The following is an 11,826-nucleotide window of genomic DNA, read 5'->3' as shown; positions in this document are numbered from 1 at the left end:
CGCGAGAGGAAAGTGCGGACAGTATATAAGGCCAAAAAGAGGGGATAGCTCATGATGCGTCTGCCTCTGCTGACCAGTCTGGACGGCGGTGTTGGATTTTCTCGATGATCTCTTGGGGCGGCGTATAGGTTTGGGCCGAGTAGCTGCCGAAAACTTCAAGGGTCATGGTGCAGCGGGCGATGTGGAACCACTTGCCGCAGCCATTCTGATGGCGCCAGCGTTCAAAATGCACCCCCTTGGGGTTTTTGCGCATGAACAGATAGGATTCAAACTGATCATCGGTTGACCCGGGGCCAAAGCGTTTCAGATGCGCCTCACCATGGGCGTGAAATTCGGTTTCCTCGGCGGTGATTCCGCAGTTGGGGCAATGGATGGTCAACATGGGACAGCTCCGGTGACAGAAAGGGAGAGGCGGCGGGTGACAAAGGACACCGCGGACGCAAAAGGGCTGGCCCCTGCAAAGAGGCCAGCCCATCGGTCATAAATTTTTATGGTGGTGTTATTCGCTTGGCGTAGCGGCGTCTTCGACGGCTTCCGCAGCCCCTTCGACGGCATCGCCGGCACCTTCGATGGTGATGTTGACGTCATTTGCACCTTCTGATGGCGCATCGCCACCAAGCACAAAATACGCCAGCACAGCGACGACCACGACAAGCGCCCCGACGATGACGCCCATGCCGGCACCGCCGCTTGTGGTGGTCGTGGTGGTTGTGTTGTGTTCAGAAACGGTATGATCTGGATCTGCCATTGTGTTGAGCCTTTCAATCTAACTATTGGGCTATCAACACAGGTCAGGCAGGGTTGGTTCCCTGTCCGGCTGAAAATATTTTTGGCAAAGCGGATCAATGTGCCACCCCTGCGGCAACACTTTCATCGATAAAGCGGCCCTCAACAAACCGCTCCAGCCCAAAGGCATCGGTCAGGGGCGACTGGCCTTTAGCCATCAGTTCGGCCATGGCCCAGCCGGAACCGGGGATGGCTTTGAAACCGCCGGTGCCCCAGCCGCAGTTGATGAAGATATTCTCGACCGGCGTTTTGGACAGAATCGGCGAACGGTCGCCGGTGACATCCACAATCCCCCCCCATTGGCGCAGCATCTTGAGCCGCGAGAGCATCGGGAAGGTTTCGATCAAGGCGCGCACGGTTTCCTCGATATGGTGGAAAGAGCCGCGTTGGGTATAATTGTTGTAGCCGTCGGTGCCGCCGCCAATCACCATCTCGCCCTTGTCGGACTGTGACAGGTAGCCATGCACGGTATTGGCCATCACCACAATATCCATCGCCGGTTTGATCGGTTCCGACACCAATGCTTGCAACGCCACGGATTCAATTGGCAGACGGAAACCCGCCATATCCGCGAGGTGACCCGAATGCCCCGCGACAACCATGCCAAGCTTGTCACAGGCGATATCGCCCTTGTTTGTGGTGACGCCGGTGACCTTGCCGCCTTGCTGTTGAATGCCGGTGACCTCGCATTGCTGGATCACATCCATGCCCATGTCGGAACAGGCGCGGGCATAGCCCCAGGCCACCGCGTCATGGCGTGCGGTCCCGCCGCGCGCCTGCCAGAGCCCGCCCAGAACCGGATAGCGCGGCCCATCGATGTTCATGATCGGACAGAGTTCTTTCACCCGTTCCGGCGTGATCCATTCGGTCGGCACCCCTTGCAGGGCATTGGCATGGGCGGTGCGTTTGTAGCCGCGCACCTCATGTTCGGTCTGCGCCAGCATGATCACGCCACGCGGGCTGAACATCACGTTGTAGTTCAAATCCTGCGACATGGTTTCATAAAGCGAACGCGATTTTTCATAAATCGCGGCAGAGGGGTCCTGCAAATAGTTCGAGCGGATGATGGTGGTGTTGCGCCCGGTGTTGCCGCCGCCCAGCCAGCCCTTTTCAAGGATCGCCACATTGGTGATGCCGAAATTCTTACCCAGATAATAGGCCGTTGCCAGACCATGCCCGCCTGCCCCGATGATGATGACATCATATTTCGCCTTGGGCTGTGCATCGCGCCAGGCTCGGTCCCATCCGATGTGATGGCGCATGGCCTCGCGGGCGACGGCAAAGACGGAGTATTTTTTCATATCACAAATCCCTGAAAGCAGCGCAGTGGCCCGTTTGGAGTGCGGCACCGCCCCCTCAGCCCCTCTTCTGGCCGGATCAGCGGAAAAAAGGATACTGGCCACGGCATTTACTATCAATTTTACGACATCCGCTGCAATAGCCGAGAGCGGGTGCTGCCTTTGTCGCAGTCTGCAGGGCAATTGCCCCCTTTTGTCGCCGGGGCGCAGGGCATAGACACATGGGAGCGGGTAACAGCCCGTGGGTGAATTGGACGTGACATGATTTTTTGGATGATCTGTGCAACCATGTCGGTGCTTGTTGTGGCCATTCTGGGCCGTGCATTGCTGCGCCAGCAAAACGAGCAGAGCCGCGATGCAGTGGAATATGATCTTGGGGTATATCGGGATCAACTGGCAGATGTAGAGCGTGACGTGGCGCGCGGGGTGCTGGGGGCAGAGGATGCCGAACGCACCCGCACAGAAATTTCCCGCCGGATTCTGGCGGCAGACGCCGGATCACGCGCCAAAGCATCAACTGGCACGGCCCCCGGACGGCCCCTTGTCATCGTTATCGCCCTTGCCGTGATTGGCGGGTCCCTTGCGGTTTACGCCCAATTGGGACAGCCGGGCTATGGTGACCTGGCGTTGGCGGATCGGATCGCCTTTGCCGAGCGTATGCGCGAAAACCGCCCGGATCAGCAGACCGCTGTGGACAGCCTGCCACCGTTCACCCCGCTTGATACTGTCACGGATGAGTTTCGCAATCTGATGGCACAGCTGCGCGAAACCGTTGCCAATCGACCGACAGATTTACAGGGCAATAAGCTGCTGGCTGAAAACGAAGCGCGGATCGGGAATTTTGCGGCAGCAGCAGATGCGCAGGAACAAGTGCTGCGCATCAAGGGGGATGCAGCGACAGCGCAGGATATCACCGATTTCGGTGAACTTCTGGTACTGGCTGCAGGTGGTTATGTATCGCCAGAGGCGGAAGTGGCCTTTCGCGCCGCTCTGACACGGGACGAAACCGAGGAGCGCGCGCGCTATTATCTAGGATTGATGATGGTGCAGACCGGGCGGCCTGACATCGGGTTCCGGCTGTGGGACGCCCTGTTGCGCCGTGGTCCCGAAGATGCCGCATGGATTGCGCCCATCCTGTCGCAGATCGAGGAAGTCGCCTATCTGGCAGGTGTCAACTATACCGTTCCCGCGATCGGCGCAGGCGCAGCCCCCGGTCCCTCGGTTGAGGACATCGAAGCCGCATCAGAAATGACGAATGAAGAACGGATGGAGATGATTGGCGGTATGGTTGAGGGGCTCTCGAACCGGCTGGCAACAGAAGGCGGGCCACCACAGGACTGGGCGCGGCTGATCACTTCACTGGCGGTGATGGGCAATCCGGATCAGGCGCTCGCCATCTTTAACAACGCCATCGAGGTGTTTGAGGGTAATCCCGGTGCCTTGGATGTCATCCGCGCGGCGGGTTCTCAGGCGGGGGTTGCGGAATGATCTTTGAAGAGATGGCCGATTTTGTCGCTGCCCTGCCGCCGATGCAGGCATTGATTGGGCTTGATCTGGGCGAGAAAACCATTGGTGTGGCCGTGTCTGACAGTTTTCTAAGTGTTGCAACCCCGCTGGAAACCGTGCGGCGCAAGAAATTCGGCGTCGATGCGGTGCGCCTTGCCGAGATCATTGCGGATCGTAACATAGGTGGGCTGGTGCTGGGCCTGCCGCGCAATATGGATGGGTCGGAAGGGCCGCGCTGCCAGTCGACCCGCGCATTTGCCCGAAACTTTGACAAGATAACACCGCTGCCCATCACCTTTTGGGATGAACGTCTTTCCACTGTGGCCGCTGAACGTGCCCTGTTGGAGGCGGATACATCCCGCAAACGTCGCGCAGAGGTGATTGATCACGTAGCAGCCGGGTATATCCTGCAAGGGGTGCTGGACCGGTTGGCGGTGCTGCGCAGAGAAGGAAGCGCAAGATGAGTGATGAGGTCTGGAAGCGCGAGGAGGTCGAAAGCCCCTGCGTCAAGATCTGCGTGATACACCCCGAGGCGCGATTGTGCACCGGTTGTCTGCGATCCATTGAGGAGATTGGCAGCTGGTCCCGCATGACACCCGAAGCGCGTCGCGAGATCATGGCAGAATTGCCGGCACGTGCCGGTCAGATCACCAAACGTCGCGGTGGACGTGCGGCACGGCTGGCCCGAAAGTAACGCTTAACGCGCGCCCGCGATCCTAAAAAGGAAATCAACGCCTGCGTCCCATGAGTCCGCCCAATCAAGATGCGATGGCGCATGGTTGCTATTGGCGGCAAAGGCGCTCAGGCTTGCAAAGCGCGTCTGGCTGGTCTGTTGAAAAGAACCATCAGTGCCAAATGCCCGCTGTGCCATCGGACGGGAAGCACTTTCCCAATATGCGATACTGCCCGCTGCACCTGTGATAATTGCTGTCATTTTACTTGGTCCTGTCATGTCGCGTTTGTTGGGATCAGTATCGTTGCGCATATGGCAACAATGGGGCAACGCAGCGACCTTTGTAGGGAAAGTCAAATTATCTCATCAGGTGCAAGCCATTCTGCGGCGCTGAACTGTGGGCGGAAATAGGCGATCATCCGGCCCTCTGGTGGAGCAGTCGCATCAGATGCCCAAGGGGCGACACCATGTAACAAATGCCGGTGCAACAGGATGGCCGCCCCCGGTTGTGCGATCACCGGCTGTGGTGTGATGGTTTCAAAGACATGACGACGGGCCGCCTGATATCCTTCGGTCAGATCAATGGTAGAGGGGTCATTGTCACCGACCAAAGCGCGAAACGCCGCCCCCATGATATGGTGGCTGTCCGGCCAAACCATCAGCGGTGCCGCATCTGAGTGGTTCAATGGCAGGCCAAGGACAAACGCGTGGGGCTCCAACAGAAAACGCCGGCGCGCAGGGCCAATCGGCAGCAGCCCGTCCACATGGGCCGCATGGCGCGTGATCCGGTAGCGGTGGTTGGCATCACTTTCACCCGGGTCCTGCTTTGGATAGCCGGGATAGACGATGGACAGCTGCGCCGGGTGCCATTCGGCGGGTTCAGGTATCCGGTTCTGCCATGGGCCGGCTAATGCTATGCCGTCGATGCTGCCGTCAGCTGCATTTGGCAGGGCATCCACCCCGACAAACCATGTATCGCCATGGCGCAGGTTTGCTGCCCTGAGTGCGGGATTTTCAGCCGTTCGGCAGGCCAGCTTATGAGCGGCTTCGGCCCATACCACCACACGGCGATCAACGTCAAAGACGGCAAAGCCGCCCCGCATCACATCAACGCTTTGCGCAGCATGTTCAGCGCCACCGCAATCAGAAACACTGCGAACACACGTTTAAGCGGCTTGGGGTCCATCATATGCGCGATTTTCACCCCCAAAGGGGCAGTGATCAGTGTCATCGCAATGATGATGCCAAAGGCTGGCAGGTTCACCAGCCCAAGGGTAAAGGGTGGCACCGCCCCCTGCATCGGGACAAACAGAAACCCGATCACCGCAGGCACCGCAATCAGCATGCCAAACCCGGCAGCGGTTGCCACCGCACGGTGCATCGGCGTGTTGTAAAGCGTCATCACCGGCACCCCGAAACTGCCCCCGCCAATACCCAGAAGCACCGACAGGAAACCCAGCACCGGCGACATGACCGCGCGTGCCAGTCCCACCGGCATCTTCTGTCCCAACCGCCATTCAGAGCGCCCAAACCCAAGATAGAGCCCAATCGTCAGCCCCAGCACACCAAACACCATTTGCAATGTGCTCGAACGCAGCTGTGCGACCATCAGCACACCCAGGCTGGCCCCGATGACAATCCCCGGGGCCCAGCCGCGCAGGATGTCCCAATCAACGGCCCCCTTCTTGTTATGGCTCAGAACCGAGCGCAGGGAGGTCACCACAATTGTCGCCAGTGACGTCGCCAGACACATCTGCATCAACTGTGGCCCATCAAAGCCAAGCGCATGGAAAGAATAGAAAAAAGCGGGTACGAGAACGATGCCGCCACCAACGCCCAGCAATCCGGCTAGCACGCCGGCAAAGGCACCGATCACCAGCAGGAACAGGGTCATCTGGATCAATAACATGGTTTCCGGCATGGGGAGGCTCCGCTGTTGTTTCCCGACTGTTACAGGGCTTCCTGCGCAGCTGCCAGTGTTTCGATGCTGGCCAGTGCTTCCAATACCAGCTCCGGCCCTGCCCCGGGCTTTGACGCCCCTTCCGACAGGATGCGCCGCCAGATCCGCGCACCGGGCCGCCCCGTGAACAGCCCCATCATATGGCGGGTGATCTGGTTCAACCTGCCACCGGCACTCAAATGCGCCTCTATGTAGGGCAGCATGGCACGCACCGCATCCTCCGCGGTGGTATCTTCGCCCTGCCCGTAAATCCTGCGGTCCGCAGTGCTTAGAATGTCCCCCGCTTGGTGATAGGCGGCCCGCCCGATCATCACCCCGTCCAAACCGCTGTCGAGCAGCGCAACCGCCTGATCCAGCGAGGTAATGCCCCCGTTAATCGAAATATGCAGGTTCGGGAAATACTGTTTCATCTGCTGCACCAAAGGGTAATCAAGCGGCGGAATATCGCGGTTTTCTTTAGGGGACAGCCCTTTCAGCCACGCCTTGCGGGCGTGGATTTGCACACGGGTACAACCCGTTGCAATGACCTGTGCCAAAAACTCGGGCAGCACCTCTTCGGGGTTCTGTTCATCCACACCGATGCGGCATTTCACGGTGACATCGACGTCCACCGCCGCGCGCATCTCGGCCACGCATTCCGCCACCAACGCGGGGCGTTCCATTAACACCGCGCCAAAACACCCCGATTGCACCCGATCCGAGGGGCAACCCACGTTCAGATTGATCTCGTCATAGCCTGCATCCGCGCCCAGCTTGGCCGCCTTGGCCAGTTCAACCGGATCGGAACCACCCAATTGCAGCGCCACGGGATGTTCAGACACATCGTGATCCAGCAGATGCAATGCCCCACCCCGCACCAATGCGGGAGAGGTAACCATCTCGGTATAAAGCAGCGCGTTGCGGCTGAGCAGCCGATGCAGATACCGGCAGTGGCGGTCGGTCCAATCCATCATGGGTGCAATTGACATGCGAGAATGCCAGCAAATATCTGATTTATTTAAGTTTTTTCTCAAACCTCAACCTCGCTAGCACTATTTATTTTATGCTCATTTAGCCTTATTTCTGCCTATTCTTTCCTATCTGAACAATGCATGCTGTTCAAAAGCACCAAAAATGTTGTTCAGGTATGGTCCAGATAGTAGAACGCAAACGCAAAGATGGCTCAACGGCCTATGTCGCACAGATCAATGTCAGACGAAATGGTAAATGGGCGCACCGCGAATCCAGAACTTTTGACAAACACGCATCCGCCGCCGCTTGGTACAAAAAACGGATGAAAGAAATCAGTGCCGCCGGTGATGACCTTTCAACGATCAAGAGCAAAGGTCGCACCCTCAGCACGGCTATAGACCGCTATATCACCGAAAGCGTGAAAGACATGGGCCGCACCAAAGCACAGGTTCTACGGTCAATCCGTGAATACGACATCGCCGAAATGGCCTGCAACGACATCAGAAGCCACGACATCGTTCAGTTCGCCAAGGACCTTGGATCGAGCCGAACGCCCGCCACGGTAGCAAACTACCTGTCCCACCTTGGTGCAGTATTTGCCATCGCTAGACCTGCTTGGGGCATCCCACTGGACCAGCAAGCAATGAAGGATGCGTTCGTAGTCTGCAATCGGTTGGGCATCACTGGCAAAGCCAAAAGGCGCGACCGCCGTCCAACACTAGACGAACTGAATGCCATCCTAACCATGTTAGAAGACAAGCACATACGACGCCCCAATTCTGCACCAATGCACCGGATTGTCGGATTCGCTCTTTTTTCCACGCGACGGCAAGAGGAAATCACGCGAGTTTCATGGGAGGGCTTGGACAAGACACACGGCAGGGTATTCATCAAAGACATGAAACATCCGGGTGATAAGGTGGGAAACGATGTTTGGTGCGAACTACCAAAGCCAGCCATGGACATCGCGCTTACAATGCCGAAAAAGGGGCCGCTGGTTTTTCCTTACCACAGCGACACGATCAGCGCCTCATTCACGCGCGCCTGCAAGGTCTTGGAGATTGAGGATCTAAGGTTTCACGATCTTCGACATGAAGGGGTGACGCGATTGTTCGAAATCGGTGAAACAATTCCGCAAGTTGCCGCCGTTTCCGGGCATCGGTCCTGGTCTTCTCTGCAGAGGTACACCCACATCAAGCAAACCGGCGATAAATATGAAGGCTGGGAGTGGCTTGAACGTCTTTCGCGGAATTGACGCGAAATCACGCCTATCACCGCTCCTCTCGCCTCGACCACGCAACGCGAACCCCCGACATTTTTTGACCACAACCACCGCAAACCATACGCCGCTCTAAATCGGCGAATGTCGCCTCTTGGCCTACGAACATAGCAAGATCCTCGGCCCAATATCCGGTTGCCCGTTGGCAGGGAAAATTATCGCATACTATATACAGTCGATATTCGGTGTCGAAATAGATTGACAGAGCAACATCAGCTAGGCCAAGGCGCGGCGTCCTTCTTTGGCCGTGATTTTCCGGCGCGAATTGCCGCATCTTGTTGTAGATGTATCGCCAAGGTTTATCGCTGTATGTGTGTGTCATTCACACAGGATGTTCCCGAACTGTTCTCAGGTCAATGAGCCTCCTTATTGCAGCGGCCCAAGCCGCCACGGTATTTCACCCAATGACCCAGACTTGACCAATTTTACCCTTAAGCCAAACACTCGCGGTTCATCATCAACCGAAGGTCGATCCACATGCAGCTGGGCGGATTTCCCTGTCATCGACTTAAGGAAACTCGCCCAGATATGGTTCTCAATTTCGATGTACTCGACGGGAATATTATTTTGCTTTCGGTCTTCAATCGCAGCTAGCACGCCATCAAAACACAGTCCCAAACCTCAACCCTCCTCTGTGAGGCCATTCAGCTTTACCAGCTCCGCCATTTCACTTTCAGACAAACCAGCCATCAATGCCTCTTGCAGCGCGTCAGCCAAAGCCGCTCGATCCCTATGCAATTTCTGATAGTGGGGGTCATGATGCTTGTCAGCCGCCACAAGTGATTTGCCGTGCATCTTGCCAAGCTGAAATACAACCTTTGACCAATTCATTCTATCGCCTCCCTCAATGAACAAGCTCAACCGCGTGAACCAACACACGCACGGTTGTAGCTTCTGGATATTTTGCGAACTCGACGCTTGGCGTCAACTTGCCCGGCAACATCAGAAATTCATCTGGATCATAGTCGCCCGATGAATATGACAGCCAGTGCAACTTGGACAGTTCTTCATGCTCATAGACGGTATCGACAAGCACCTTATCGGCCACTTTCACTGCATATGCCATCAGCCCTGCCCCTCCTTTGAATCGTATGCAGACAAGACATCCAAGGCCAACTTACGTGGATCATTGTGACCCCCTGCAATCTGGCGAAGCGCCTCAACTATCGGGTCCGACTTTGGAGGGTTCTTAGACGCCTGCTCAGCAGCCCATGCTGCCTGCCTTTCCCGATACGTTGGCTGTGCATTTATCGCTTCCATGAATAGGTTCTGGGAACGGAAAAACAGTTCCAGACCGGCAAGACCCTCCTCGACGGCCTGCGCCTCACACCTTGCGCGGACATTGGCCACGCCGCGCCATGTATCTAATTCAGACCTCAAACGTCAGCCCTCCCCTATGTCGAAGTACTTTTCGGCTGGCTCAATCTCCGCTCGGCTAACGTCAATGCATGCTCCCTTGAACTCTTTTCGCGGCCAAGTCCTCTCAAAGCGATGAACGGCTTCACGCTTAGCTACCTCGAAACACTTGGCATGAACCACCATCACCGGCGGCACATCTCGGCCTCGACAATCAAAAACAAATGCTTTCATGACCCCTCCTTTTTGTCGACGCCCTTGCGGACAAAATCCTGCACCAACTTGTAGGGCGCAAGGCTTCCAAATTTCGCGGCAATCTGCTCTGCGATCTGATCACGCAAAGCCTTTTCTGCATCACTCACTGGACGGCTCCATTTTGTTGATAGTAGAATCTCTTTTGTTTCTTTGCCCAACCACTCCGCGCCCAATCTTCAGGGCCTTCCGGCCGGCATCGGAAAGCCTCGCGTCAAACCGCTCTTTCTGATCATGCTGTCCAAAGACATTGAACTGTGGCCGCAAAAGCCGAATGGCACGACGCTCTATAGCCTCGGCCAACAATCGGTCATTGTAGGCCTTCGCTGAATGCCGGACCATCCGGTCATACCAAATGCCAGCCCGCCTATGATCGTGTAGCCGCCTTGGCAGGTCAGCGGTAACGCCGATATATAGCAAGCCACCCTCGCAATCGTAAGCGCGATACAGGTGTATCATTTCGCGTCTGTCCTCTTGCCATAGCGGTAAATCAACTGGTGCCGCTTCACTTCGACACCGTTCTGCTCTGACGCTTTCCGCAAAACGTAAGCCTGCGAATAGGTCTGATCCTTCCACATCACGCGCAACAGCTTGTCCTCTTCTGGCGTTGGCGCAAACTTGGCTGGCCTGCCCCGCCCGTCAACAGGCTTAGGCGGATATTCAATCGTAACATCGCTATCCGAAAGGATTTTACGAAGCTGCTGTAACTCTTTGCCGTACCCCAGATCACCGGGCTTAAGCATGAACAGGGTGTCACCATTGCGCAGGCACAGAAAGAGCGAGCGGCGCTCTTCGCGATCCGTCTTAGGCGTATCAACAAACACGCGGTCGCACTTATACGGGGCGAACAATTTGTCAGGGCGATTGAAGGCATAACCGATTCTCATATGGGCCAGTCTCGGCCCTTTTTCTACAGGTCAACAATACCAGTATTATTTTTCTACTTGCAAGCCTATTTATATTCTGCAATTTTATGTTGAAAATGAATTGGAGAAACCATGACGCCGCTGGCACAAATGCTTGTTGCTTATGAGCAGAAACATGACCTTGCAGCGAACGCTGTGGCGGCTGGCATTGGGATCAATGAAAGCAGCTATTGCCGCATCAAGCAGGGCAAAACGCCAGACGCGCAGAACCTTGCAAAGATCATCTCTTGGATGGTCGAAACCCCAAAGATTTAAGGACCGATCATGCACGACGCACAGAAAGACACCGATCGAGCAAAAGCCGCCGCTATGGTCCTACTGGATGGTCGCGACCATATAGCGGATCGCGGGGCAATTCTTGTGACGCTTGAACATGCCGTCAGCATGATACTGATGTTGACAATGGATCAAGACACAAAGAAGGCGTCACAAATGCTTAACGAAGGGCTTGCCCCAGGTGTTGACATGCGCCTAGCCCACGCCGCTCAAATGCAGCAACGATAAGAGATGCCCTGCAGACAGGGCGCGAGAAGACTGGATGACTTTTGCGGTTTCAAGACGGTCTCTAAATGTCCACGAAACTGCCGCTGAAACAACAGCGATACCAACGCGCGACCTGAGCATGTCTCGTATCAAAAACTGCTCACGTAATTTACGGGCACCCGCCCCTCAACAGATTGGACCGCCTAAAACGCGAAAAGCCCGCCGCTCCAATCAAGGAACGGCGGGCTATGTTGTGAAAACCGGATTATTGCGACATACGAACGCGCTTATGTTAGCGGGATGGCTATTCCACCCATTGTTTCAGAATAGCCAGCAGCCGAACACCTGAGCGTCTC

Annotated in this window: 18 protein-coding genes; 6 read left to right on the top strand and 12 right to left on the bottom strand. The window is 56.2% G+C overall.

The window, feature by feature from the left end; translation table 11 throughout:
• Positions 1-49: 49 nt before the first annotated feature.
• From QQL78_RS04840 to QQL78_RS04830, 3 genes are all read right to left on the bottom strand, one after another.
• Positions 50-382 (bottom strand): sarcosine oxidase subunit delta, encoded by a 333-nt coding sequence (locus QQL78_RS04840; protein ID WP_284371084.1) that lies wholly within the window; start codon positions 380-382, stop codon positions 50-52.
• Positions 383-499: 117 nt separating this feature from the next.
• Complete coding sequence (locus QQL78_RS04835; protein ID WP_284371082.1) at positions 500-748, bottom strand: hypothetical protein; 249 nt, start codon at positions 746-748, stop codon at positions 500-502.
• Positions 749-842: 94 nt separating this feature from the next.
• Positions 843-2,087, bottom strand: a complete 1,245-nt coding sequence (locus QQL78_RS04830) for a sarcosine oxidase subunit beta family protein (RefSeq protein WP_284371080.1) — start codon at positions 2,085-2,087, stop codon at positions 843-845.
• 258 nt (positions 2,088-2,345) lie between these two features.
• Here QQL78_RS04830 and ccmI point away from each other — a divergent pair, with 258 nt between their 5' ends.
• Genes ccmI through QQL78_RS04815 form a run of 3 tightly spaced genes read left to right on the top strand, consistent with a single transcriptional unit; the run spans position 2,346 to position 4,284 of the window.
• Positions 2,346-3,572, top strand: coding sequence for a c-type cytochrome biogenesis protein CcmI (gene ccmI / locus QQL78_RS04825; protein ID WP_284371078.1), 1,227 nt, complete (start codon positions 2,346-2,348; stop codon positions 3,570-3,572).
• On the top strand, positions 3,569-4,054 hold the full coding sequence (ruvX, locus tag QQL78_RS04820) for a Holliday junction resolvase RuvX (RefSeq protein ID WP_284371076.1): 486 nt from the start codon (positions 3,569-3,571) through the stop codon (positions 4,052-4,054). Before ccmI ends, ruvX begins: the two co-directional genes overlap by 4 nt.
• Positions 4,051-4,284 (top strand): DUF1289 domain-containing protein, encoded by a 234-nt coding sequence (locus QQL78_RS04815; protein WP_284371074.1) that lies wholly within the window; start codon positions 4,051-4,053, stop codon positions 4,282-4,284. Before ruvX ends, QQL78_RS04815 begins: the two co-directional genes overlap by 4 nt.
• A gap of 3 nt (positions 4,285-4,287) precedes the next feature.
• Here the strand turns inward: QQL78_RS04815 and QQL78_RS04810 are convergent, their stop codons facing one another.
• The 4 genes from QQL78_RS04810 to dusA all read right to left on the bottom strand — a co-directional run bounded on the left by QQL78_RS04810 (position 4,288) and on the right by dusA (position 7,209).
• The gene (locus QQL78_RS04810) at positions 4,288-4,524 is read right to left on the bottom strand and encodes a hypothetical protein (RefSeq protein WP_284371072.1); all 237 of its coding nucleotides are present in this window, start codon (positions 4,522-4,524) and stop codon (positions 4,288-4,290) included.
• A 92-nt stretch (positions 4,525-4,616) separates the two neighbouring features.
• The gene (locus QQL78_RS04805; protein ID WP_284371070.1) at positions 4,617-5,366 is read right to left on the bottom strand and encodes a hypothetical protein; all 750 of its coding nucleotides are present in this window, start codon (positions 5,364-5,366) and stop codon (positions 4,617-4,619) included.
• Positions 5,366-6,184: a sulfite exporter TauE/SafE family protein gene (locus QQL78_RS04800; RefSeq protein ID WP_284371068.1), complete on the bottom strand. Its 819-nt coding sequence runs from the start codon at positions 6,182-6,184 to the stop codon at positions 5,366-5,368. Before QQL78_RS04800 ends, QQL78_RS04805 begins: the two co-directional genes overlap by 1 nt.
• A gap of 29 nt (positions 6,185-6,213) precedes the next feature.
• Positions 6,214-7,209: a tRNA dihydrouridine(20/20a) synthase DusA gene (gene dusA, locus QQL78_RS04795; protein WP_386258902.1), complete on the bottom strand. Its 996-nt coding sequence runs from the start codon at positions 7,207-7,209 to the stop codon at positions 6,214-6,216.
• 140 nt (positions 7,210-7,349) lie between these two features.
• Between dusA and QQL78_RS04790 the strand changes: the two genes are divergently transcribed.
• Positions 7,350-8,429, top strand: coding sequence for a site-specific integrase (locus QQL78_RS04790; RefSeq protein ID WP_284371064.1), 1,080 nt, complete (start codon positions 7,350-7,352; stop codon positions 8,427-8,429).
• Between the two features lie 645 nt (positions 8,430-9,074).
• On the opposite strand, the gene QQL78_RS04785 is transcribed toward QQL78_RS04790, so the two are convergent.
• The 5 genes from QQL78_RS04785 to QQL78_RS04765 all read right to left on the bottom strand — a co-directional run bounded on the left by QQL78_RS04785 (position 9,075) and on the right by QQL78_RS04765 (position 10,885).
• Positions 9,075-9,284, bottom strand: a complete 210-nt coding sequence (locus tag QQL78_RS04785; protein WP_284371062.1) for a hypothetical protein — start codon at positions 9,282-9,284, stop codon at positions 9,075-9,077.
• A 13-nt stretch (positions 9,285-9,297) separates the two neighbouring features.
• Positions 9,298-9,519: a hypothetical protein gene (locus QQL78_RS04780; protein ID WP_284371060.1), complete on the bottom strand. Its 222-nt coding sequence runs from the start codon at positions 9,517-9,519 to the stop codon at positions 9,298-9,300.
• A 317-nt stretch (positions 9,520-9,836) separates the two neighbouring features.
• Positions 9,837-10,043, bottom strand: a complete 207-nt coding sequence (locus QQL78_RS04775; protein WP_284371059.1) for a hypothetical protein — start codon at positions 10,041-10,043, stop codon at positions 9,837-9,839.
• On the bottom strand, positions 10,040-10,171 hold the full coding sequence (locus QQL78_RS04770; protein WP_284371057.1) for a hypothetical protein: 132 nt from the start codon (positions 10,169-10,171) through the stop codon (positions 10,040-10,042). The genes QQL78_RS04775 and QQL78_RS04770 overlap by 4 nt, the downstream gene beginning before the upstream one ends.
• Before the next feature lie 345 nt (positions 10,172-10,516).
• Positions 10,517-10,885, bottom strand: a complete 369-nt coding sequence (locus QQL78_RS04765) for a hypothetical protein (protein WP_284371055.1) — start codon at positions 10,883-10,885, stop codon at positions 10,517-10,519.
• A 174-nt stretch (positions 10,886-11,059) separates the two neighbouring features.
• Here QQL78_RS04765 and QQL78_RS04760 point away from each other — a divergent pair, with 174 nt between their 5' ends.
• Both QQL78_RS04760 and QQL78_RS04755 read left to right on the top strand, forming a co-directional pair.
• On the top strand, positions 11,060-11,242 hold the full coding sequence (locus tag QQL78_RS04760; protein WP_284371053.1) for a hypothetical protein: 183 nt from the start codon (positions 11,060-11,062) through the stop codon (positions 11,240-11,242).
• Between the two features lie 9 nt (positions 11,243-11,251).
• Positions 11,252-11,491, top strand: coding sequence for a hypothetical protein (locus QQL78_RS04755; protein ID WP_284371052.1), 240 nt, complete (start codon positions 11,252-11,254; stop codon positions 11,489-11,491).
• The last annotated feature ends 335 nt before the right edge of the window (positions 11,492-11,826 follow it).

Source organism: Sulfitobacter pacificus, from assembly GCF_030159975.1.
Lineage (GTDB): Bacteria > Pseudomonadota > Alphaproteobacteria > Rhodobacterales > Rhodobacteraceae > Sulfitobacter > Sulfitobacter pacificus.
Note: the sequence above shows the minus strand (reverse complement) of the source record. Positions and strands in the feature narration are given on the sequence as shown.